At 41.3% G+C, this 23,458-nt stretch carries 20 protein-coding genes; 1 reads left to right on the forward strand and 19 read right to left on the reverse strand.

What is annotated here, in order from left to right; translation table 11 throughout:
* The first annotated feature begins 415 nt into the window (after positions 1–415).
* Positions 416–1,645: an NO-inducible flavohemoprotein gene (hmpA, locus tag NYE23_RS12390; RefSeq protein WP_341078208.1), complete on the forward strand. Its 1,230-nt coding sequence runs from the start codon at positions 416–418 to the stop codon at positions 1,643–1,645.
* A gap of 104 nt (positions 1,646–1,749) precedes the next feature.
* Here the strand turns inward: hmpA and ftsZ are convergent, their stop codons facing one another.
* The 19 genes from ftsZ to bshC form a co-directional block, all read right to left on the reverse strand.
* A complete protein-coding gene (gene ftsZ, locus NYE23_RS12395) occupies positions 1,750–2,895 on the reverse strand; it encodes a cell division protein FtsZ (RefSeq protein ID WP_341078209.1) in 1,146 nt (381 codons plus the stop codon).
* Between the two features lie 148 nt (positions 2,896–3,043).
* A complete protein-coding gene (ftsA, locus tag NYE23_RS12400) occupies positions 3,044–4,330 on the reverse strand; it encodes a cell division protein FtsA (protein ID WP_251169839.1) in 1,287 nt (428 codons plus the stop codon).
* 123 nt (positions 4,331–4,453) lie between these two features.
* Entirely contained in the window at positions 4,454–4,822 is a 369-nt protein-coding gene (locus NYE23_RS12405) for a small basic family protein (RefSeq protein WP_019381715.1), read from the reverse strand.
* Positions 4,822–5,553: a DUF881 domain-containing protein gene (locus tag NYE23_RS12410; protein WP_341078210.1), complete on the reverse strand. Its 732-nt coding sequence runs from the start codon at positions 5,551–5,553 to the stop codon at positions 4,822–4,824. The genes NYE23_RS12405 and NYE23_RS12410 overlap by 1 nt, the downstream gene beginning before the upstream one ends.
* A 69-nt stretch (positions 5,554–5,622) precedes the next feature.
* A complete protein-coding gene (locus NYE23_RS12415; protein ID WP_341078212.1) occupies positions 5,623–6,354 on the reverse strand; it encodes a DUF881 domain-containing protein in 732 nt (243 codons plus the stop codon).
* A complete protein-coding gene (locus NYE23_RS12420) occupies positions 6,302–7,093 on the reverse strand; it encodes a cell division protein FtsQ/DivIB (protein WP_341078214.1) in 792 nt (263 codons plus the stop codon). The genes NYE23_RS12415 and NYE23_RS12420 overlap by 53 nt, the downstream gene beginning before the upstream one ends.
* Positions 7,094–7,283: 190 nt before the next feature.
* Positions 7,284–8,192: a UDP-N-acetylmuramate dehydrogenase gene (murB, locus tag NYE23_RS12425; RefSeq protein ID WP_341078215.1), complete on the reverse strand. Its 909-nt coding sequence runs from the start codon at positions 8,190–8,192 to the stop codon at positions 7,284–7,286.
* Positions 8,193–8,258: 66 nt separating this feature from the next.
* On the reverse strand, positions 8,259–9,362 hold the full coding sequence (gene murG, locus NYE23_RS12430) for an undecaprenyldiphospho-muramoylpentapeptide beta-N-acetylglucosaminyltransferase (protein WP_341078218.1): 1,104 nt from the start codon (positions 9,360–9,362) through the stop codon (positions 8,259–8,261).
* A gap of 287 nt (positions 9,363–9,649) precedes the next feature.
* Complete coding sequence (spoVE, locus tag NYE23_RS12435) at positions 9,650–10,750, reverse strand: stage V sporulation protein E (protein WP_048007890.1); 1,101 nt, start codon at positions 10,748–10,750, stop codon at positions 9,650–9,652.
* 169 nt (positions 10,751–10,919) lie between these two features.
* Positions 10,920–12,272: a UDP-N-acetylmuramoyl-L-alanine--D-glutamate ligase gene (gene murD, locus NYE23_RS12440; protein WP_341078219.1), complete on the reverse strand. Its 1,353-nt coding sequence runs from the start codon at positions 12,270–12,272 to the stop codon at positions 10,920–10,922.
* Positions 12,273–13,247 carry a phospho-N-acetylmuramoyl-pentapeptide-transferase gene (mraY, locus tag NYE23_RS12445; protein WP_341078221.1) on the reverse strand — a complete coding sequence of 325 codons (975 nt, stop codon included), beginning with the start codon at positions 13,245–13,247 and terminating at the stop codon, positions 12,273–12,275. It lies immediately after the preceding gene.
* Positions 13,248–13,249: 2 nt separating this feature from the next.
* On the reverse strand, positions 13,250–13,699 hold the full coding sequence (locus NYE23_RS12450) for a hypothetical protein (RefSeq protein WP_341078223.1): 450 nt from the start codon (positions 13,697–13,699) through the stop codon (positions 13,250–13,252).
* A 1-nt stretch (position 13,700) separates the two neighbouring features.
* Positions 13,701–15,161, reverse strand: coding sequence for a UDP-N-acetylmuramoyl-L-alanyl-D-glutamate--2,6-diaminopimelate ligase (locus NYE23_RS12455; protein ID WP_341078227.1), 1,461 nt, complete (start codon positions 15,159–15,161; stop codon positions 13,701–13,703).
* A gap of 236 nt (positions 15,162–15,397) precedes the next feature.
* Positions 15,398–17,314, reverse strand: coding sequence for a stage V sporulation protein D (locus tag NYE23_RS12460; protein WP_341078229.1), 1,917 nt, complete (start codon positions 17,312–17,314; stop codon positions 15,398–15,400).
* A gap of 98 nt (positions 17,315–17,412) precedes the next feature.
* Positions 17,413–19,635 carry a penicillin-binding protein gene (locus NYE23_RS12465; protein ID WP_341078230.1) on the reverse strand — a complete coding sequence of 741 codons (2,223 nt, stop codon included), beginning with the start codon at positions 19,633–19,635 and terminating at the stop codon, positions 17,413–17,415.
* Positions 19,635–20,000: a cell division protein FtsL gene (ftsL, locus tag NYE23_RS12470; protein WP_159344840.1), complete on the reverse strand. Its 366-nt coding sequence runs from the start codon at positions 19,998–20,000 to the stop codon at positions 19,635–19,637. Before ftsL ends, NYE23_RS12465 begins: the two co-directional genes overlap by 1 nt.
* A gap of 42 nt (positions 20,001–20,042) precedes the next feature.
* Positions 20,043–20,975: a 16S rRNA (cytosine(1402)-N(4))-methyltransferase RsmH gene (gene rsmH, locus NYE23_RS12475; RefSeq protein WP_341078234.1), complete on the reverse strand. Its 933-nt coding sequence runs from the start codon at positions 20,973–20,975 to the stop codon at positions 20,043–20,045.
* A gap of 111 nt (positions 20,976–21,086) precedes the next feature.
* The gene (gene mraZ / locus NYE23_RS12480; protein ID WP_009330903.1) at positions 21,087–21,518 is read right to left on the reverse strand and encodes a division/cell wall cluster transcriptional repressor MraZ; all 432 of its coding nucleotides are present in this window, start codon (positions 21,516–21,518) and stop codon (positions 21,087–21,089) included.
* A 278-nt stretch (positions 21,519–21,796) separates the two neighbouring features.
* Positions 21,797–23,431: a bacillithiol biosynthesis cysteine-adding enzyme BshC gene (gene bshC, locus NYE23_RS12485; protein WP_341078235.1), complete on the reverse strand. Its 1,635-nt coding sequence runs from the start codon at positions 23,429–23,431 to the stop codon at positions 21,797–21,799.
* Positions 23,432–23,458: the final 27 nt, after the last annotated feature.

Below are 23,458 nucleotides of genomic sequence, written 5' to 3' on the forward strand. Positions count from 1 at the left end.
CAGTGGGGTTTTCTTTATCCCCCGCTGATTGTTAGTTGAACCAATCGGGCCTTTACGGGCAGTTTGCCCCCCCACTTTTCCTCCGTTGATTCCGCTTAGTCTTGAAGTAGGGGTCTTACTGCCCGTTAGACTGCGATAAAATCAGAATCTGATAGATTGACGTGAGGTTCCAATTCTCTCATATAGTTAAAGTGCTATGATTCTGTTAGAAAAAAGTATAGCGCATTTCAGTAAAGAAAGTGTGTCGCTTTCTGTATGCAAAAGAATAGAAATTTTCCCTATTCCCAACGGATTTTGTCATTATTTTTCTATTCATTGCCCTTCCTATTTTCACTGGGTGTGATTTATATCACATTTTTTGTTTTCATTATCAACTATAATGACAGTGAAAATAATAAAAAGGAGTTTTGCTGATATGCTAGACACAAAAACAATTGAAATTATTAAAAGCACTGTACCTGTACTTGAAAAACATGGTGAAGATATTACGAAAACCTTCTATAAACTAATGTTTACAAATCACCCTGAACTGCTAAACATTTTCAATCACGCTAATCAAAAACAGGGCCGTCAGCAAAAAGCACTTGCAAACTCAGTATATGCTGCGGCTAAATATATTGATAACCTCGAAGCTATTATTCCGGTTGTCACACAAATCGCACATAAACACAGATCATTAGGAATTAAACCTGAACATTATCCAATTGTGGGAGAACACTTAATTCTTGCAATTAAGGAAGTTCTGCAAGAGGGTGCAACTGAAGAAATTATTAATGCATGGGTTAAAGCATACGGTGTGATTGCTGATGCATTCATCGGATTAGAAAAGGGTCTTTATGAGGATGCAGCACATAAGCCAGGAGGCTGGGATGATTTCAGAACTTTCACTGTGGCAAAAAAAGTGAAAGAGAGTGATGTGATTACATCCTTCTACTTCACACCGGCTGATGGAGGTAATATTTCCGGCTATCTTCCGGGTCAATATATTAGTGTGAAATTAACGATTCCAGGGGAAGAATACACACATATTCGCCAATACAGCCTGTCTGATTCCCCGGAAAAATCTTATTACCGAATTTCTGTAAAGAAAGAAGAAGGCAACTCCGTAAAGCCGGACGGAAAGGTTTCCAGCTATCTTCACAATAACCTTAACGAAGGCGATCGTATAGAGATTAGTGCCCCTGCTGGAGAATTTTTTCTGGAGAATCTGGATAAACCTGTGGTTTTGCTTAGCGGCGGGGTAGGCATTACACCAATGCACAGCATGCTGCGTCATCTTGATGCAACTGGAGTAAATCATGAAACTATTTTTGTTCATGCTGCAATCAATGGAAATGTACAGGCATTTACCGACGAAGTTCAGGAGATTGCAAAGAATAATCCATTTGTTAAACCATATTTCTGCTATGAAAATCCAACAGAAAAAGATAAAACGGAAAAAGTCTACAGCAAAGAAGGCTATATTACTTCTGAGTGGTTAAAAACAATCGTGCAAGATAAAGAAAGTATGGTTTATATGTGCGGTCCAGTTCCTTTCATGCAGGCAATGTATGAAGCATTGCTTGATGCAGGCTTTAAAAAGGAGAATATCCGCTATGAATTCTTCGGGCCATCAATGCAATTAAAAGAAACGCAATCAATTTAAGTTTAATAAGCATGGCTCATATTTTTGGGCCATGCTTTAATTTTCATGTCAATTGTAAAAAACACCTGGAATCGAGCTGATTCCAGGTGTTTTTAATTAATATATTATCTTCTGCGGTTACGATTGCGCAGGAACGTCGGGATATCCAACGTTTCTTCAGGCTGATGAGATTGGCTGCTTCTTACAGTTTCCTGTGGAGCTTCCTCTCTCTTTGGCTCACGCTTCATAGCCGTTCCCATGTTTGGGGCAGATTTTGGCTGTCCAAAAGCTGGCCTCATAGGCTTTGGCTGGATCACTTCTTCATTAAATCCCGTTGCAATGACCGTCACAACGATCTCATCTTTAAGATTTTCATTAATAACGGAACCGAAAATCATATTTACGTCCTGATCTGATGCCGAAGCAACAATGTCAGCAGCTTCCTGTACTTCATACAGGCTTAGATTCGACCCGCCGGTAATATTCATTAAGACGCCTTGTGCGCCATCAATGGATGTCTCAAGTAAAGGAGATGAAATCGCCTTTTTCGCGGCTTCTGCTGCACGGTTTTCACCTGCAGCCACACCAATTCCCATTAGGGCTGAACCTTTATTGGACATGATTGTCTTCACATCTGCAAAGTCAAGGTTAATTAATCCTGGGACAGCGATTAAATCGGAAATACCCTGAACACCCTGGCGAAGAACATTATCTGCTTCGCGGAATGCTTCAAGCATTGGAGTGCTTTTATCAACGATTTCTAATAGCCTGTCATTTGGAATGACGATCAGGGTATCAACCGCTTCCTTCATAGCAGCAATTCCGCCGGCTGCCTGAGTGGAACGCTTTCGGCCTTCAAAGGTGAATGGACGCGTAACGACACCGACAGTAAGAGCTCCTAAATCGCGTGCGATCTGGGCAATGACTGGAGCCGCTCCTGTTCCAGTTCCTCCTCCCATACCAGCAGTAACGAATACCATATCCGCACCTTTAAGTGCTTCTTCTACCTGCTCTTTGCTTTCTTCTGCTGCTTTTTTGCCTACCTCAGGATTGGCACCAGCCCCAAGTCCCCTTGTAAGCTTGCCTCCGATTTGCATTTTCACTTCTGCTTTTGATAAATTCAGCGCCTGTGCATCCGTGTTAACTGCAATAAACTCGACACCTTGAACACCATGCTCAATCATTCTGTTTACAGCATTGTTACCGCCGCCTCCAACGCCGATGACTTTTATAGTTGCTAATGAATCCAAATTTGTATCAAATTCCAACATGACTTATCCTCCTAATTCGTCGACATTCCTAAGAACACCTTTATTTGATTCGCTTTTTAACGCACTCCCATAATGGGGCTGCAGTGCTTTTTCTATCCGCCGTATGGCTTTCGATTCCGTTTCCCTAACCCTTGCGAATCAAATCAAGTTATTCGAAAAAGTATCCGAGGAACTTTTTAACTCTTGATGTGATCTTTTCTTCCGGCTGTTTTTCCGGCTTTGTTTTCGGTTGCGGTTGCGGTTTTTGCACTCGGTTTTCTTTTGCTTCAGGGACAGTCACTGGCTGCTCCATTTTTCTGCCCTGTATTTTAGCATTCTTATATGCGAACTTAATCAATCCAACAGCAGTTGTGTACTGCGGTTCCCTCACTCCAATATAATCCGGAATTGCAATGCGGACTCTGTTTTGGAAAACATCCTGTGCCAGTTCAAGGATCCCCTGAGTGTTCGCCACTCCCCCAGATAGTACATAGCCGCCAGGAAGATCTTTAGCACCCAGACGTTTCACTTCGTGCTGAATAAGATCAAAAATCTCTTCCATTCGCGCTTCTATAATATCTGAAATTTCCAGCTGATTAAATTGCTGATGCTGATCACTTCCGATGATGGGCACACTGAATACCTCATCTTCAGATGCATGATCATAGAACGCATAGCCATACTTTGTTTTAATTTTTTCAGCATCTTCTGTAGAAGTGCGGAGTCCGATTGACAAGTCTTTTGTAATATGGTCTCCTCCTACAGGAAGGACACTTGTTGCCTTTAAATAGCCATTTTCGAATATGGCAATGGTTGTGGAGCCGCCGCCAATATCAACAAGTGCAACTCCAAGGTTTTTTTCATCCTTGGATAATGCGAATGCACCTGCTGCCAGAGGCTGGAGTGTAATATCCATGATTTCAAGGCCGGCGCGTTCCACACAGCGCAGTGTGTTATGTAAAATGGTTTTTGATCCAGTAATAATGGTGCCTTCCATTTCAAGACGCACACCAATCATTCCTCGAGGATCACTGATCTCGTCCAATCCATCGACAATAAACTGTTTTGGAATGACATCAATGATATCCCTTTCCGGCGGGATCGATACAACTTGTGCCGCATCTATAACTCTAGCAACATCTTCATCTGTTATTTCCCTATTTTCACTCGAGACCGCGACAACGCCATGGGATGGCTGAAGCATAACATGATTGCCTGTTATTCCCACAATCACATTTTTTATTTCCATTCCTATCATTCTCTCAGCCTGTTCGATTGCCTTTTTAATAGAATGAACTGTTTCGTCTATATCAACAATAGAGCCCTTGCGCAGCCCCTCTGAATGCACATTGCCTACACCAATAATATTTAAAGTGTCATTGACCATTTCACCAATGATTACTTTCACACTGGATGTACCGATGTCAAGACTAACATATATTTCATTGCTGTTCATTCTCTGGCACCTCCTTTTTTTTGCTATTCCGAATATTGAACAACAATCATTTTTTGCTGTTGTTTGTTTTAATAAGTTAGTTTATCTATAAAATTATTCGTCAAAACTAATATTTTCCCTTTTTTAAATATCATTTTTTTCTGTTTTTTCTCTGTTTTGAGACCATTTTGCAATTAATATTCTTCTGATGACCGCAATATTCTGGAATAGCCTGACCCCAAAAGCAAATACTGCTGCTAAATACAAGTCTACACCAAGATGCACACCCAGAAAAGCTAAACTTGCTGCCAGCAGGATGTTAAAAAAGAAACCGGAAACGAAAACTTTTTCATCATAAATGTTTTGAAGCTGTGCCCGAATCCCGCCGAATAGAGTATCCAATGCAGCAAGAACAGCAATGGACAGATAATTCGAGTATTCATCCGGCACTTTTATATCTGTCATAAGTCCAAGTATCACACCTATGATCAATCCTAAAACGGGAAGCCACATTATGATTTGCCTCCTTCATCAGGTTTCACAGGCTCCATATATCTGATTCTCAATGCCTCGTCATATGCAGGAACCGTAATTAGCTCTGCAGACTTTTCTACCTTTACCCGAAGATTGTCAATGAAGAATTCTTCTGCAGATTTTGATACCTGCATACGGTTAAAAAGCTTCTCGGCAGATTGAACATTCTCAGTGATTACTTTCACTTCAATAGGCAGGGATTTTAAGGCATAGCCGTCTATCATGGTCTCCCTGTTTATGTCCCTTATGACGGTAGTGTTGATGACCCTTCTGCCTCCAATAGAAATGTGCATGGCATCATACATATTTAACTCGTTGACCATCCGCTTGAGTAAATCAGGAGAAACAGAATCAGCCTGCTTGCCCAGGAGCAGCTCCTCATGTACCGGTTCTATGGTTAAGATTATGCCAGGTCCCGTCACTTCACTTAATCCGGCTTCCATTTTTAATTCCTCCAGCGTCTCACGAAGCACTTGTTCTTTGCTTTGTTTGCGCTTTGTTTCATATTGGGCAATCTTTTCTTCATTTGAACTGATTTCACGCAAAAGTTTTAATTGCAGTTCCTTTTCTTTAAGGATGTCAGCTCTAAGCTCCCAGGTATCTCTCGTATCCCGGACAGCCGGTTCCTTAACTGTTTGAAACTGTATGGCAATCATAAAGCCAATTACAACTGTTATAAAGGTAAAGCTGAACCTCTTTTTGCTGTCCACTTTAATTCCACCTTGCTTTCCCGAATAAATTATTATGTGGACAAATTTTATACGAATGCTGGTTTGGCTTTACGAACCCAGTAATGGTTCAATGATAATTTCGCCCTTTTCCTCTAAAGTGAATTGGATGTTTTCATCTACCAATGTATCTTTCACTCCGCCTGTCAGATTCAGAGCTGACGAAAGCACTTCGGCATCACCAATTGCAGTGACGACAAAAGGTGCAGGGTGCTGATAGCCGTCTACTTCTATTACAGGTCCATTGCATACAATATATGAACTGTGCGACAGTCTCTGCCCGTTTATGGCAACTGCGGAAGCACCGGAAATATAGAGCTCATTAATCACTTTAAAGACATGGTGTTCATGTACAATATAATTATTAACGTTATCTTCATCGGGATCGTAATCGCCATCTGCAAGAGTAACTTCAACACCTGGGCCCTTTACTTTAACTTTTCCAAGGTGCATCCTGTACTTCTCAGCATCCTCGGCAAGATTAAAATAAACCTGAGCTTCCTGTGAAAGCTCCTTTTCAATATCAAGAACGTTTTCCTGCTTTTGATTTAATTCCTTTTGAAGAGCTCTGTTTTTTTCCTCCAGTTCAACAAGCTGATTACGGAGCTCCAGGTCTCTTTCCCACTGTTTCCCGCTTAATGCCGGCTTTTCTTCTTCTCCCTGTGTAAGGTGATAGGAAAAAGCCATCATGTAACCCAGCACGAGAAAGACCAGGGAGAATATTACATGATTACCCTTCACCTTCATTTTCTTCTTCAATCTTTTCAGCTCCCTCATTTTCATAAGCTTTAAAATAAGAGCCTACTTCCAAGTCAATGATTCCCTTTTTTTCGGGATCCAGCTGGCTTATGATAGAAGGGTAGTGTGCCATTTTTTCTGAAAAACTTCTTAGTGTAGCACTGACTTCAAAACCATCATTCATATACAAAGCAATATGATTGGAATCTGTCTTTTTTGGAGAGTGATGGATTTCGGAAATTGAATTTAATACCTCTTCGGGCAGAGTTTCAAGTTCTCCGATCATCATATCAAGGATGTCACCCTCAGAAAAGCCATGCAGGATTGGTGCGTTAACAGGGATCTCTGCAGCTTTTTCATCCTTTAATATGTTCCCATTCTCCATAACTGGAAGGTAGTGCTTCTCTTTCGCTATGTAGGCAATGCGCTTTAATTCATCTACCTGAATAATGATTGTGCTTGGCAGCTGAACCTTAACAGCTGAAGATTTTATTTCAGGCAGCTCTTTAAGCTTACCCTCCATTCCCTCTTCGTCAACCTTCCAAATATTTGTTTTTTCAGTAACACCGCTGATTTGAATAATTTCTTCTTTATCATAAATTGAATTGCCGGATACTTTAATTTGTTTAATATGGCTTAAGGGCGATTGAAAGTAGATAACTAAAACAATCAGCGAGAAAAAAAGCAGCAGCAAAAAGATCAGTCTTCTGTTCGCTTTCTTTTTTCTTTGCTGTTTAAGCTTCGGGATTCGATCCTCCAGCGAGACAACCTTACTTTTCTCCACATTTATCACCCCATCAGGAAAAGCGCAAGGACAATAAATTAAAACAATCAAGTGGCTTGTCCAGCACAATTTGCAATAAAAAAATCAGGGAAGAGAACGGCATGTGAAACATGCCGTTTACACTGCATTTACTGTTATCTAATTAATCATTATATCACAATAAATGGTATCTGCGAGGTATTATTTCCCGTTACTTTCGACCGATTATTTCCACTTCTGTCTCCATTTTCACTCCGTACATATCAAAGATTGTATCCTTAATATGCTGAATAAGCGCTAGAACATCTTCCGCTTTTGCATCTCCTGCATTCACGATGAAATTCCCATGCATATTGGAAATTTGAGCACCTCCGATGGAGTGGCCTTTCAAGCCCGCTTTTTCAATGAGCTGGCCGGCATATTCAGGCAGCGGGTTACGGAAAATACTCCCTGCACAGGGAAAGTTCCAAGGCTGAGTTTCCTTCCTGTAATCCTTATTCTTCTGCATAGCGGAGGATATTTTTTCCCGGTCTCCCTCTGTAAGCTGAAAGATGGCCTCAAGAACAATTCCTGGACGCTTCTTTTGAAGAACAGAGGTTCTATAAGAAAATTCCATTTCTTCGTTCGTGAGCCAGCCCATCTTCCCATCCTCAAAAAGAACATGTGCCTTGGTCAGAATTCGGGAAATATCTGAACCGTGAGCACCAGCGTTCATATAAACTGCTCCGCCTGCCGACCCGGGAATCCCGCTGGCAAACTCAAGTCCTGACAAGCCTTTTTTACTGATTATCGTGGAGAGCGCAACCAATGAATAACCGCCGCCAGCTCTCAGCTCCGTTCCATTAAGATCCATGTGGTCCATGCCGCGGCCCAATTTAATGACCACGCCTTCTATGCCGCCATCAGATACGAGCAGATTCGAGCCTCTTCCAATCGCTCTCCAGTTCAATTGATATTGACGGATCAATTCCATCGCTTTTGCCAGGTTTTCTATGGAAGAAGGCTCAATAAACAAATCGGCGGGACCACCAATCTTCATTGTTGTATGATTAGCCATCGGTTCATTTTCTTTGATTGTTCCAATGTTTAATTCTCTAAGTTTGCTGATAAATTCGTCCATATTTACCTCCCTTTCTATTGATTTCAACCTGAATTTATTTATTCTATGCAAATTTACGATTCAGGGCTACTTCCCGCTATCTGAAACCAATTCTGCCATTAATTTGTAAAGTCTATTTGATGCATCCCGGATTCCAAGCTTTCTCGAAGCTTCCTTCATGCTATCCATTTTGTCTTTATCGAGAATAATTCGGTCAATGCTATCAATAAGTTTTTTGCCTGTTAATTCTTTTTCAAGTAATAACTCTGCAGCACCATTGTCACTAAGCGCTCTTGCATTTTTTTCCTGGTGGTTATTTGTTACATATGGGCTTGGGATTAATATGCTTGGTATGCCTAAAGAAGTTATTTCTGCCAAAGTGGTGGCCCCTGCACGTGATACGACAAGGCTGGCTCCGGTCAGCACTTCTGGCATATTGTGAATAAATGGTTTGATTATTACGTTTTCGGGATTCCCTACAAGTTCTACTTCTTTCTGTACATCATCATAGTGCACATCCCCTGTAATATAAAGAACCTGATATGGCTTTTCACCAAGCTCAGCCAGTGTTTTTAATACTGCCTCATTTATTGGCCTTGCTCCTCTGCTGCCGCCAAATATTAACACAGCAGGAACACCTGTCTTTAATCCTGCAGACAGCCTTCCCCTGATTCCATCCTGACCCAATACCTCTGATGCACGGGGATTCCCCGTCATGACGGTTTTAGTTTCCGGAAAAAAAGCCTTTGCTTCTTCAAAACAAACTGCGATTTTATCTACATATCTGCTTAAAAACTTATTGGTTAATCCAGGGACGCTGTTTTGCTCATGAATAATGGTAGGGATGCCAAGCTTGGAAGCAGCATATACAACAGGACCGCATACATATCCGCCTGTACCGATGACAACATCCGCCTTAAATTCCTTAAGCATCTTTTTACTGTCACGAACGCCCTTCAGGAACCTTAAAACAGTTTTTACATTATCCAACGAGATTTTTCTTTTAAAACCAGTTATATGTATTGATTTAAAAGGGATATTTTCACGATTCACAATCGTGTTTTCAAGCCCCTTTTCAGTTCCAATATATAAAAATTCAGCATCCTTATGTTCTTTCTGAATTTGTCTTATAAGCGCAAGTGCCGGATAAATATGACCGCCAGTTCCTCCGCCGCTAACAGCAATTTTCATTCTTTCACCTCATAAAAGAGTAATAATCTATAAAGTTTTCCTTTATTATGCCATCGATAATTATTTATGATGGCCACCAGCACGCTGGAGTGAAAACACTCCCCTCTTTTCCCTATTCTACTATATTCAAAACAAATAGATAGGAACGAACATCATAATGTTAAAGAAATGTAATAATGTGCAAAATTGCAAAGAAGTTTGATAATTCTGCGTGTCGGATCTATTATTGCTTCCAAAAAAGAAACCCTGCTTCACAGGGTTTCCTAAAAATGCATGTTATAAATGCGCTAGTACCTTGCATATCTGCTAATATTAAGCAAGACTCCTATAGCCATAAGCATCAGTGTCAGGGAAGATCCCCCGTAGCTCAGAAATGGAAGTGTGATGCCAGTAACAGGCATCAGACCTGTTACAACCCCGATGTTGATCATTACCTGAATAGCGACCATTGCTATAATCCCAACAGCCAAAAAACTCCCATATAAATCAGGGGCGCCAAGAGCTATGCGGATGCCGCGCCATAAGAGAAGCGCAAATAACAATATGACAAAAGATCCGCCAATAAACCCAAGTTCCTCAGCTAAAATAGCAAAAATAAAATCTGTCTGCGGTTCAGGAAGATAGAAAAATTTTTGTCTACTTTGTCCCAAGCCTAGGCCAAACAGCCCTCCAGGCCCTATTGCATATAAGGATTGGATAATTTGGAACCCGCTGCCCAGCGGATCCTCCCATGGGTCAAGAAAGGATGTAATCCTCTTTATCCTGTAAGGGGCTGACAGAACCAGTGCCACAAATCCGGCCAGACCTGCAGCGGCAAACCAGACAAAGTGGCTGATTCTGGCCCCTGCAATAAAAATCATGACAACACAGGTACCCACCATTACGGTTCCAGTCCCTAAATCAGGCTGCAGCATTATTAATCCAAATGCTAGAAACACCAGCCCTAAAGATGGTACAAGACCTTTTCGGAAAGAAGTTATCAGCTTTTGTTTTTCGGAGAGGAATTTTGCCATAAACACAATCATGGCAAGCTTCATAAACTCTGAAGGCTGTATGGAAAATGCACCAACGCCAATCCAGCTCCTGGAACCGTTTCTCACATTTCCTACGCCCGGAACCAGCACCAGAAGCAAAAGCACAAAACAGATGATGATTAAGACTTTTGCCCAAGTTCTCCAGGTCCAATAATCCACATTCATAATAAAAAACATCGCAATAATTCCAACTCCGGCAAAAAGCATTTGCCTTTTCGCAAAAAAGAAAGAATCGTCAAATTTATAATCTGCCCAAATTGCACTGGCACTGTATACCATAGTCAATCCTACAGCAAGCAGCGTTAAAGTGACGATCATTAATATAAAATCGGGAGTGGTTTTTTTAGCCGGCAACGAAAACACCTCGAATGCAAGTTTTAGGGCTGTCAAGGAGAACAATATGCCCTGCCGAAAATAAACTTACCCGCTTTCCGGCAGTTTTTGTTCCTTTTAAAAGCTCTAAATGCCACGCGAGGAAGATGAATGCCTTTGCTGTAAGTTTCTAAGTCCCGCAGACAAGCCCTTAACTAAGTTTATGCACCGCATCTATAAACATGTCTCCCCGAACCTCAAAAGTTTTATATTGGTCCCAGCTTGCACAGGCAGGAGAAAGCAGAATCACATCTCCCGGCTCCGAAAGCTTAAAGGCTGCAGGTACGGCTTTTTCAACATTATCGACACGCTCAATTGTTTTTATTCCCGCTTCCATTGCTGCTTTTTCAATCTTTTCAGCAGTTTGACCAAAGGTTACCAGACCCTTTACCTTTTTAAGAGATGGAATGAGTTCATCAAAGCTATTTCCGCGGTCAAGACCTCCTGCAAGAAGAAGAACAGGCTGATCAAATGCCGCGACCGCATTCTTTGTTGCAAGGATGTTCGTTGCTTTAGAATCATTATAAAATTTCCTGTTTTGATATTCTCCAACATACTGCAAGCGGTGCTTTACACCTGTAAAAGATCCCAGAACCCGGCTGATGGCTTCATTCCCCACTCCTGTTAGTTTGGCAGCAGCCACTGAAGAAAGGATATTCTCAAGGTTGTGCTCCCCTGGCAATGAAACATCCTTTCTTTCCATCACTTGTTCATCATTAAAATAAATCCAGCCATCTTTCACATATGCACCTTCAGACAGCACTTTGGAAGTAGAAAAAGGAATTATGCGTGCCTTAGACCGGGCAGCCGCTTCCATTACTTTATCCTGGTCGGCATTGACAATGAAATAATCCTGTTCAGTCTGATTTATCGTAATGTTTGCTTTGGCTGCATGGTATTCTTCTCTTGTGCCATGGTAATCCAAATGGGCATCATATAAATTTGTTAAAATGGCAATTCTCGGCCTGAAATCCTGAATACCCATCAGCTGAAACGATGAAAGCTCAATGACGATATTGTTTTCTATCACGGCATCCTGGGCAACTTGGGAAGCTACTGTACCAATATTTCCTGCAATCAGCGGCATTTTACTTCCTTCCTGAAGCATTTCAAACACAAGTGTAGTGGTTGTAGTTTTTCCGTTTGTGCCTGTAATCGCAATAAAAGGAGCTTCAGAAACCTGATAGGCAAGCTCCACTTCTGTAATAACCGGTATGCCCTTTTCAAGGGCTCCTTTTATCATTGGATTATGATAAGGTATACCGGGATTTTTTACAATCAGCTCAAACCCCTCTTCAAGAAGTTCAATAGGATGGCCACCGCAAATAACTGTAATCCCCTGCTCAAGCAGTCCTTGCGCTTCAGGATTTTCTGCAAGCGGCTTATAATCATTAACAGTCACAAATGCTCCAAGCTTATGTAAAAGGGAAGCTGCGCTCACTCCGCTTTTTGCCAGCCCCAGTACTAATATTTTTTTATGTCGATAGCGATTGACTTCTTTCACTTACACCCACACCTCAATATAAATTCCTAAGATTGCAAACAATAACCCAACCGTCCAGAACGTAACAACAACCCGCCATTCTGACCAGCCTACCAATTCATAATGATGGTGAAGCGGGCTCATGCGAAAAATCCGTCTGCCAGTGGTTTTAAAGGAGGCCACCTGTAGAATAACAGATAATGTTTCAATAACAAAAACACCGCCGATAATAATCAGGATGATTTCAAGTTTTGTCAGGATGGCTATGGTCGCAATAGCACCACCAAGAGCCAGTGAGCCTGTGTCTCCCATAAACACCTTTGCAGGATGGGCATTAAAGACAAGAAAACCCAATACCGCTCCAACTACTGCTACAGAAAAAATGGATACTTCAAATTGGGATTGATTCCAAGCCAGTACTGCAAATGCTCCAAAAGCGATTGCAGCAGTCCCGGAGACAAGTCCATCAAGTCCATCTGTCAGATTGACAGCATTCGAGAATCCGACCAGCCAGAAAATAACAAATAAAACATACCCCCAGCCCAAATCAATCGAAATATCTGTCAGCGGAATATGTACTTCTGTGGAAAAGTTATTCTGCTTATAAACAAAATAAAAAATCACTGAAATAATAATCTGTCCCAGAAGTTTCTGTTTTGAAGTCAGGCCTAAGTTACGCTTCAAAACCACTTTGATGAAATCATCCAGGAAACCGAGGAGTCCAAACCCCAAAGTAACCAGAAGCAGCAAATATGTTTCTACTGCAGGCTGTGAAAATTTACCTGTCATAAATAAAGTGGTCACCGTGACGGAAAGAAGAATCATAATCCCGCCCATTGTCGGAGTACCCGTCTTCTTCAGATGGGATTTCGGTCCTTCTTCACGGATGCTTTGCCCAAATTTCAATCTTCTCAGAAAGGGAATGAATATAGGAGACAGCAAAACTGTAATTAAAAAACCTGCCAATATTGTGAAAAAAATAACTTGCTCCATCATACTTATTCCCTCCTTTCCCGCTTGGCATTACCTGCAGCTTCCGCTAATCTTTCAGCCATTACAGCAATATCATATGTTGTTTCGTTTTCTTTAAGACTTTCTTCATCCGAAATAAGGAAATTAGTTGTGTTCATCTTTACTTCTGCTTTACTTAATTTATTTATATATAATTCCATGATATCCTTTAAGCCTTTCGTTAAGTCGTTTGTATAAAAAATAGGGAAATGATTTGGGGTGTATGCCGGCGTCTCGGCATTTTCATTCCAGATCGCAGCAACAGCCCCACTTTCAATAGCTTCCTTCAGATTTCCGTCCTCCCTGTAAGGAATATAAATTCCTTTTGGCTGCCGGTCAGAAGAGGACGATGCCACGGTATGAAATTCCAGCTCATGATCCCTTATTCCTTTTACAGCCGGAAACAATTCCGCTAAATCCTGATACGTCAAATACATTTTATCGCTCCTCTATAGCCTCTTTTGCCACCAGACGGTCATCAAAGTCAAAAACATGGCTGCCTACAATCTGATAGGTCTCATGGCCCTTTCCTGCTATTAAGATAACGTCTCCTGCACTTGCATTTTTCACCGCATAATGAATGGCTTCTTTTCGATCGACGATTATTTTATAACTTTCTTCTTTTACTCCCTCTTCCATATCCTTCAAGATTTGGATCGGGTCTTCACTTCTCGGATTGTCTGAAGTAAAGATTGGGTCTGTACTGTACTGACATGCAATTTCAGCCATAAGCGGACGTTTGGATCTGTCTCTGTCTCCTCCGCAGCCCACGATAGCGTAAATGCGGTTCAGGGCAAATTGCTTTACCGTTTCCAGAGCATTTTTCAGGCTGTCAGGTGTATGCGAATAATCAACAATCACAGAAAAATCCTGGCCTGCATCTACGGTTTCAAATCTGCCGGCTACACCTTTAACTTCTTCTGCAGATTTAATGATTTGAGAGATTGATATTCCTGCAGCGATACCTGCTCCAATACTGGCAAGGACATTATAGATGCTGAACTTTCCTATCATTTTTAAAGAAACTTTATGCTCCCCGAATGGAGAGATTAAGTCAAATTCCGTACCGGCAGCAGTCATTTGAATATTAATGGCCCGCAGATCAGCTTCCTGATCAATTCCGTAGGAAATGACATGAGCAGCCGTCGATTTTTCATATTCTGCGGAAGCAGGGTCATCTGAATTTAAAATGGCATACTTCGGTTCTCCATGATTATAGGCGCTTCCAAGCTGGGCAAACAACAGCCCTTTTGCTCTCCTGTATTCATCCATCGTTTTATGATAATCCAGGTGATCCTGTGTCAGGTTTGTAAACACGGCTATATTAAAATCACAGCCATGAACGCGGCCTTCAACAAGTGCATGAGAAGACACTTCCATTACAGCCGAATCCACACCAGCATCTGCCATTTTTCTAAATGTGCTTTGCAAAGTCAGACTTTCAGGAGTTGTATTTTTCACTTCAAAAGTTTCATCGGCAATCTTTGTATACATCGTGCCAATTAAGCCCGTTTTCCTTCCTGCATCAGCAAGGATCTTTTCAATTAAATGACTTGTTGTTGTTTTGCCATTAGTCCCTGTTATGCCGATTAAATGGAGCTGCTTGCTCGGCTGTCCATAAAATGCATCAGCCAGCACGGCCATCGCACGTTTTGTATTTTTAACTACTATAACCGGGATATCTAAGTCCAGCTCTTTTTGGGCAATTACAGCTGCTGCACCTTTCTCGGCAGCAGAAGCTGCAAAGTCATGGCCATCCACCGTATAGCCCTCAATGCAAACAAACAGACTTCCAGGTGTAACTTTCCGGTTATCGTTAACAATCGCTGTGATTTCAGGGTTTTCTCCTTTATATGTCATATAAGGCTGTAAAAATCGCAGCAGTTTATGTAATTCCATCTTTACCATTCCTCTCATGTTAAGCAGAGCAAAACTATTCCCTTTTTTAATGAAGCTGGTCAGTATAAATAAATATAATCAAAATAACATTCTAAATGATGGCGATATATATTGTACAGGATAATTGCTTTTTTAGCTATTTAATATATAGAAGCCAAACCTTGAAAGTATGTTACAGTTTCCTTACAAACAAAAAAATTCAGGCGGCGCAGAGGAAGCCGCCCTCATTCCTTTTCTTATTTGTCATCAAAATACAGGCGGATCGTAGAACCTTCTTTTAACTTAATGCCCGGCTGAGGCGTTTGCTTAACCACCGTATTTCCTGTCCCGCTTGCATCAATTTTCAGGTTAAGATATAGTTCACCAAGGTCTTTCTTTGTCAGACCTACCATATCCGGAACCTCAATCATCGGAGAATCCATCCATGTCAGCTCTTTCTCAATTTGATCTTTGCGGGGCTTCACACCCATTGCCCGCAGACTGTCCCCCATGATTTCCCCTACAATCGGAGCAGCAACAACACCCCCAAATTGAACGGTTCCTTTTGGATTATCCACAGCCACATAAACGACCAGCTGAGGGTCATCAGCAGGTGCGAACCCTATAAATGATACGATATGGTTATTTTCCAGGTACCGGCCATTTTGCGCTTTTTGCGCAGTTCCAGTTTTTCCCCCAACACGATATCCGTCAACGAACGCTTTTTTTCCTGATCCTTTTGCCACAACTGATTCAAGCGCTTCGCGGATTTCATCTGATGTTTCCTTTGAAATTACTTTTCTTTTTGCATCAGGCGATTTTTTCATCAATACTTCACCGGTAGCCGGATTTATAAGCTCTTTCGCTATATAAGGTGTATATAATGTTCCGCCATTAACCGCAGCAGAAATGGCTGCTACCTGCTGAATCGGGGTAACGGAAACACCCTGTCCAAAAGCAGTAGTTGCCTGCTCAACAGGACCAACCCGGTCGAGATTAAATAGAATCCCTTTCCCCTCGCCCTGCAGGTCGATGCCCGTCTTTTCGCCGAACCCGAAGTCACGGATATATTTAAATAGTGACTCTTTGCCTAATCTCTCACCCAGCTCTACAAAGCCGGGGTTGCAGGAATTCTGTACTACTTCAAGATAAGTCTGACTGCCATGTCCGCCCTTTTTCCAGCATCTCAGTCTGGCACCGCCCACTTCAACAGATCCCGGGTCGTGGAAATGATCCTTTTCTAAATTTACCTTTCCCTCTTCTAATGCAGCTGCCAGAGTAATGATTTTAAATGTGGAACCAGGCTCGTATGTACTCCATATCGGCAGATTGCGGTTGTAAATCTCGGGAGGAACGTTTTTAAAATTCGCAGGGTCAAAATCCGGTCTGCTGGACATGGCAAGAACCTCTCCATTATTTGGATTCATGGCAATTGCTATTATTCCATCAGGGTTATATTCCGCCTGAGCTATATCAAGCTCCCTTTCTACAATAGTCTGTATCTTTGAATCGATGGTAAGCTTTAAATCCATTCCATCAACCGGCGGCTTATAATCATCCGCCATATCGTTCATCCGCTCTCCCTTTGCATTCGCATAAAACTTAACAGATCCCTTTTTTCCTTTTAGTTTTTCATCATAATATAACTCAAGGCCCATTAGGCCCTGATTATCAATTCCTGCAAACCCCAGAACATGCGATAGATAATTACCGAAAGGATAATGGCGTTTTGAATCTTCACCGATGTAAACTCCTTCAATACCCAATGCACGGATTTCTTTCGCTTTCTCATGGGAGATCTTTCTGCCTTGTGGAATTTTCACACTTGATGCCCTTTTGGTGATAAGCTCATAGGCTTTTTCTTTTGGCATATTCAGTACTGCAGCCAATTTCTCTGCAGCATCAGCAGGATCCTTAATTTGTCTGGGTACAACATAGACAGTTGGGGCACTGACATTCGTAGCCAGCGGAACACCGTTTCGGTCAACGATTTCTCCTCTTTCCGGTTCAAAAGGGATATCTCTGCTCCAGAGCTCCTTTGCGCCATCTGTAAGCATATTCCCCAGGAAAAATTGAACATATCCCAGACGCAAATCAATAATAAAAAAAACGAGAATACCAACAAACAACGCTGCAGTCAGCCGTTTTCGAACGGTCACATTTGATACACGCATGTACGGACGAACCTCCTTAAATTATGGCTCGTTCCAATATATGCTTGTACCAAAATGAATAGAACGTACTGCCGCACATCCGGCAGTACGTTCCTCATTTAATCCAGTACTGCTTCCTCTTCTTCCTCTTGCTCTTTTGATTTGAGGTTCCCCTCATTATATTTCTCACCAGGCTGCTCCAGTTCGACGATTAAATAGTCACCTTCCCTAAGTGCAGAACCGGCTTTTAGATTTTGTTTCACCACATATCCGCTTCCAACAGTATTAAGCTTTAAGTCAGCAAGCTTTGCTACCTTCATGACGTCCCTTAGCGACCATCCATTCATATCAGGCACTGTTAATTCGCCATCCGTCTTTAAGATCACTCGTTCGCCTTCAAGCAAATTGTACATATTGCCAGGGACCTGCCTTTGCACCCTGCTGCCCTTTCCGAGCACAATAGCTTCAAATCCGGATTTTTTCAATTGTCCTTTTGCTTCCTCAACTGTTTTCCCTTCCACTTCAGGCGCTTGTTCCGACTTTGCCTTTAGTTCTTTTGCCGGTTCTATATTTAAGTATTGCAGACTGCTTTTCATTACCGGTGTAAAAATCTTAGCAACAGGTTCTGCACCATTTGTACTGAGGTCAATATCCGGCTGCTGGACCGCCACATAGATGATCAGTTCAGGATCATCTTTTGGAGCCATGCCCAAAAACGAGAAGATAAAATTTTCATGACCAGTTAAATATCCTCCGCCATTTGGATCAGGAATTTGAGCAGTCCCCGTTTTTCCGGCAACCTCGTAGCCTTCGATACTATACCTTTTATAGCCTGTTCCGTTTTCAGAAGACACAACCGTTTCCAGGATATCTCTTGCTTTCTTTGCCGTTTCTGCTGAAATGGGATTTCCTTTCACCTTCGGTTTTGTTTTTTTCACGACTTCTTTTTTATCGCTATCAACAATACTGCTGATGACATGCGGCTGCATCATTTTGCCGTCATTTGCGATGGCGGTAGCTGCCTGTATCTGCTGAATAGGCGTAATGGCTGAACCTTGGCCAAATCCCGTTGTTACCTTATCAAGCGGCCACTCATAAGCGATCTTTCCGCCCGTTTCATTCGGCAGGTCAATCCCCGTCGGATTTTCAAAGCCGAACTTTGTTATATATTCCCTGTATTTTTCATACCCGAGCTTTTCTTTCACTATCTTCGCAAAAGCCACATTCGATGAACGCTGAACACCTTCAAGGTAAGTAATCGATCCCCAGCCGCGTCCCTGATTATGGTCTCGTATAGCCGGTGAATTTTCCGTCACTTTATAGCTTCCTGATTTATACCATTCATTCGGATCAAACTCACCCTCCTCAATGGCAGCAGCCAAAGTAAAGATTTTCATAGTTGATCCGGGTTCAAATGAGTTTTCAATCACTTCATTATGCCAAGTGTCTTCGATTCCTTCCTTTGTCTTCGGATGAAATGACGGCCTCTGTCCCATTGCCAAAATTTCACCTGTTTTAGCATCAGCGACTACTGCAACCATCTTTTTCGGCTTATATTCCTCGTCTACTTTATTCATAGAATCTTCAAGGAAGGTCTGAATCTTCTTATCGATCGTTAGATACACATCTTTACCATTTTGAGCAGGCTGGATTTTTTGATCTCCATTAGGCAGCAGATAGCCCCATATATCACTTTCATAGCTGAATTTCCCATCTTTTCCTGTGAGCACATTATTTAAGCTCTGTTCAAGACCAAGCATCCCGACTGTATCGGTTTTATTTGTCTTTGATTTTTTCTTTTCAACATACCCGACTAAATGTGAGGCGAAGACTCCATTTGGATAAAACCTCTTGGAATCTGTTATGAATGTAATCCCAGGCAATTTCATATCTTCTATTTCTCTTTTTGTCTTAAGAGGAAGATCGCGGCCCTCTTTTCCAAATTCAACCTGAAATGGTTTTTCTCCATCTTTTGTTTTCTTTGTCAAAATCCTGTAAATCTCCGACTCTTCCAGGTCAATAGCTTTCGATAACGCCGCTGCTGTCTTTCCGGGGTCTTTCACATAATCAGGTTTCATGCTTTTGTCAAGGATTGCTACAAGCTTGTAGGAAATAGTATCCTCGGCAATGACTTCCCCATTACGGTCATAAATGGTCCCCCTTTTAGCCTGAATTGTCTTTTCTCGTTCATATTTCTGCTGAGCCTTAGCCGCAAGTGCGTGGCCCGCTGCTTCACCTGTTGCCTGGATGGAAACAAAGCGAAAAATTAATACAAAAAAGAGCAGGCTGAATATTAAAAATAATATCGCTGCTCCAAAATTAATATTTGGCTGTTTCTTCATTAATCTTCCACGACCTTGACATTATTTCCGCTGAATTTGAGACCCATTTCTTCAGCTTTTGCTTTAATGCGCTCGTATGTACTTAATTCGCTCACTTGCATTTTGAGATCTGTATTCACTTTGTTCTGCGTTTGGATTGCTTCTTCTGTTTGCTGAATTTCTTTGTTTACTTCGTAAATGGCCGCCTGATTTGAGACCATTTGCACTGCACCAAAACAAACTATGCCCGTGAAAGCAAGTCCCAGTATTTTTTCACCGGGGGAAAGCCAGGACTTTTTTGTTTTTAATTTTTTGGGGGCCTGTACGGGCTGGGTTTGAACATCAAATTGTTTTTCTTCCTGAATTTTTCGGGCTAAATTGCTCATAATTCCCCTCCTGTAATTTATTTTCTCTATTTCTGTATTCGATTAAAGCTTTTCTGCTATTCTCAGCTTTGCAGACCTTGCACGATTATTATGTTCCAGCTCTTCCTCTGAAGGCAGAATCGGCTTTCTGTTAATCAGCTTTAAAATCGGCTTATATTCATCTGGAATAATCGGCAGGCCGGGAGGCAGATTCGGTGTTTCGCTGGCTTTTTTAAAGGCAGCTTTGCAAATTCGATCCTCCAGTGAGTGAAACGTGATTACGCTGATTCTTCCATTTGGATTTAATATGTCAATAGCCTGGTGCAGAGAATCTTCAAATACACCCAGTTCATCATTAACAGCTATTCTAATTGCCTGAAAAACACGCTTGGCGGGATGTCCGCCTTTTCGCCTGGCAGGTGCAGGAATGGCCTCTTTAATAATCTCTACCAGCTGGCCTGTTGTTTCTATTGGAGAAACTTCCCTGGCCGCTTCAATTTTCCTCGCAATTTGCTTTGAGAATTTCTCTTCCCCATATCTGAAGAAAATTTTCACAAGTTCACCATATTCCCAGCTGTTTACCACATCATAAGCGGAAATATCAGCGCCGGTATCCATTCTCATATCAAGCGGGGCATCATTATGATAGCTGAATCCTCTTTCAGGTGTATCCAGCTGAGGTGAAGAAACGCCAAGATCATATAAAACACCATCCACTTTAGAAACACCAAGGTTTTCAAGCTCTTCCTGAAGATACTTGAAATTACTTTTGATAATCGTGATTCTGTCGCCATATTCAGCCAGTTTTTCTTTTGCGTGTGCAATTGCTGTGTCATCCTGGTCAAATGCGTATAGTTTTCCTTTTTCAGAAAGCTGGGAAAGAATTAATTTACTGTGGCCTGCTCCGCCAAGGGTACAATCCACATACACACCATCAGGATGGATGTTTAAGCCTTCTACTGTTTCTTTTAATAGTACTGTTGTATGTTCAAACATTGTTGAATGAATCCACCTTTCCAATCAGAGAAGCACAAGACGCAATTTAAGCATCCGGAGCTAAACAAGTATCTTTGTTTCATGGGAAATTATATTACTAAAACATTCCCATTATATATCAAACCCAATCATATTTTCCGCAATATCAGCAAAAGATTCCTCTGATTCCGCAAAATAATCTTCCCAAAGATTTTTGCTCCATATCTCGATCCGATTGGAAACGCCCAGCACTACACATTCTTTTTCCAATTTTGCATATTGCAGAAGCGGGGAAGCAATATTTATTCTTCCTTGCTTATCTATTTCACATTCAGTGGCACCTGAAAAGAAAAAACGGGTAAATGCACGGGCATCTTTTTTAGTAAGCGGAAGGCCTTTTAATTTCTCTTCAAGCTGCCTCCACTCATCCATGGGGTAGCCAAACAAACATTGATCAAGTCCGCGTGTCAAAACAAATGTTTCACCCAGGTTATCACGAAACTTGGATGGCACGATGAGACGGCCTTTATTATCAACGTTGTGATGGAACTCACCCATGAACATACCCACTGCACCCACTTTCTAACTCAAATGTACCACAATCCCCCACTTTCCTCCACATGTTTTTAATTATTCTACCACTACATTTAAAATCCTGCTTCCTATAAGGTATTCGCTCATTTTCCGTTCGTCTTTTTATTACATTTTCTTTAAACTCTTTACTGTTTTTACAAATGGTTTTTTAAAGGGGAAATCACAGGTGATAAAGAGGTTTCACCTTCTTTTTCATATAAAAAAGGACCTTATCCGAATAGATAAGGCCCAAAGAATAATGGCGAATATTAAATTTTTATGACTTTGTGTGTCCCATCAAAATCAAACGAGAAATGGAGTAATTCTTCAAGAAAATCTGTCCCATATTTATTAAGGTAATACAGAATATTCCACACTCTCTCCTGAGGAATGCCGCCCGGTCTCAGTGAGTTTTCAGCTTTTTCATATTTTTTAATGACCACATCATATTTTTGCTGTATGGATTTCTGTATTTTATTCTCCATGAAATCTATCTGCTTTAATAACAGCTCCTCATTTTTCTTCAACAGTGGAAGAAGGGCACTAACATCTTTTAATGTAAGCTCTTCAATAAGCTCATAATTTTGTTTTAACTGATCTTTTGTTTTACGAAACTGGTCTTCTATGCTTTCATTTTTTATACTCTTTAGATAAACTTCCTTCACTTCTTCCGTTCCTGATACGAGCACAGACTGTATATCAAGTCCTAATTCGTCCAAATCACTTTCTACAGACCGTTCTAAAAAGGTTATATTTAAACGCGGCATAATAGGAGGCATTTTCATCCCAAACCATTCAAATGCCATTTTAAGTTCAGCCCAATAAGCAATTTCGCCAGGCCCGGCTATAAAGGCAAGAACTGGAAATAAGCATTCCTGAGTGATGGGTCTTGTCACCACATTATTGCTCAGTCTTTCTGGATGATTTTCAGCAATCTCCAGAAGCTCACTCATGGTAAACTCATGGAAGCATTCCTTCCCCGTAAATACCTTTTTCTCCTGATTGAACTCCAAAAGAACCCTTTCTTTATGCTTTTCATCATAATAGAACAGGTTGGCAGCATTTTCACTTAAATCAATAGCATTTGGAAATCCCGAATTCTCCAGGTTATGCTGCTGGCTTTTCACACGGTTTGTGATTTCTTCAAAGCTTTTGATTTGTTTGCCAAAAATACTGCTTTCAAGCTTGCGGAGCCTTTGGTCACCGGAATCAACCAGAAGAAGCCCTGTTTCTTTAAATAGATGGGTGATAATGCCGGCAAAGAAATCCACATAGGTTTGGGAATGCACAATTATTTCTTCCAATATCAAAAGGAGATTTTTTGTATGTTCGGTCTCTCCGAAAGTTTCAAGGATGTCTTCCACCCATGCCCTGCACTTTTCACGGTTCAAAGGGATATTTGATACCATTTTCTTCTCTAAAACTTTTTCAGGATAAGTCATTTTTTCCATTTTATTATTCTTCTCGATGAAAATATGATTTACTTCCTGATAGTCATGATCCTCGCCCGCAATCCAGAAAACAGGTACAACAGGAATGCCCAGCTTACTTTCCTGCTGTTTTGCAAGATGTATGATTGAGATGATTTTATGTATAGTATAAAGAGGTCCCGTCAAAATCCCTGCCTGCTGCCCTCCGATAATCACTGCACTATTTTCTTGCTTCAGTTTATTTAGTGATTCATGAACTGCCGGGGAGGAAGGAAAACGATCCATAAACTCTCCAATATATTGAGAAAGCTCATTTCTCATAAACGACCGGCCTTTCAATTCAGCTAACCTTGATTTATAATCAGAATCCGAATTATAACGATAGTGAAAAAACTGCATAAGTTCTTCTGTTTGTGCAATATAATCTGTTGCAAACCGGTTTGTTGCCGGTAATGAGAGATTAAGAATCTCCATTAATGAACTTCCTTTCTCATAGCTGAT

This window comes from Cytobacillus sp. FSL H8-0458, assembly GCF_038002165.1.
GTDB lineage: Bacteria > Bacillota > Bacilli > Bacillales > Cytobacillaceae > Cytobacillus.

Coding starts and splice junctions, on each gene's coding strand:
- hmpA (WP_341078208.1), top strand. CDS start 416: ATGCTAGACACAAAAACAATTGAAATTATTAAAAGCACTGTACCTGTA.
- ftsZ (WP_341078209.1), bottom strand. CDS start 2,895: ATGTTGGAATTTGATACAAATTTGGATTCATTAGCAACTATAAAAGTC.
- ftsA (WP_251169839.1), bottom strand. CDS start 4,330: ATGAACAGCAATGAAATATATGTTAGTCTTGACATCGGTACATCCAGT.
- NYE23_RS12405 (WP_019381715.1), bottom strand. CDS start 4,822: ATGTGGCTTCCCGTTTTAGGATTGATCATAGGTGTGATACTTGGACTT.
- NYE23_RS12415 (WP_341078212.1), bottom strand. CDS start 6,354: ATGAAAATGAGGGAGCTGAAAAGATTGAAGAAGAAAATGAAGGTGAAG.
- murB (WP_341078215.1), bottom strand. CDS start 8,192: ATGGACGAATTTATCAGCAAACTTAGAGAATTAAACATTGGAACAATC.
- murG (WP_341078218.1), bottom strand. CDS start 9,362: ATGAAAATTGCTGTTAGCGGCGGAGGAACTGGCGGTCATATTTATCCG.
- mraY (WP_341078221.1), bottom strand. CDS start 13,247: ATGATGGAGCAAGTTATTTTTTTCACAATATTGGCAGGTTTTTTAATT.
- NYE23_RS12450 (WP_341078223.1), bottom strand. CDS start 13,699: ATGTATTTGACGTATCAGGATTTAGCGGAATTGTTTCCGGCTGTAAAA.
- NYE23_RS12455 (WP_341078227.1), bottom strand. CDS start 15,161: ATGGAATTACATAAACTGCTGCGATTTTTACAGCCTTATATGACATAT.
- NYE23_RS12460 (WP_341078229.1), bottom strand. CDS start 17,314: ATGCGTGTATCAAATGTGACCGTTCGAAAACGGCTGACTGCAGCGTTG.
- NYE23_RS12465 (WP_341078230.1), bottom strand. CDS start 19,635: ATGAAGAAACAGCCAAATATTAATTTTGGAGCAGCGATATTATTTTTA.
- ftsL (WP_159344840.1), bottom strand. CDS start 20,000: ATGAGCAATTTAGCCCGAAAAATTCAGGAAGAAAAACAATTTGATGTT.
- rsmH (WP_341078234.1), bottom strand. CDS start 20,975: ATGTTTGAACATACAACAGTACTATTAAAAGAAACAGTAGAAGGCTTA.
- mraZ (WP_009330903.1), bottom strand. CDS start 21,518: ATGTTCATGGGTGAGTTCCATCACAACGTTGATAATAAAGGCCGTCTC.
- bshC (WP_341078235.1), bottom strand. CDS start 23,431: ATGGAGATTCTTAATCTCTCATTACCGGCAACAAACCGGTTTGCAACA.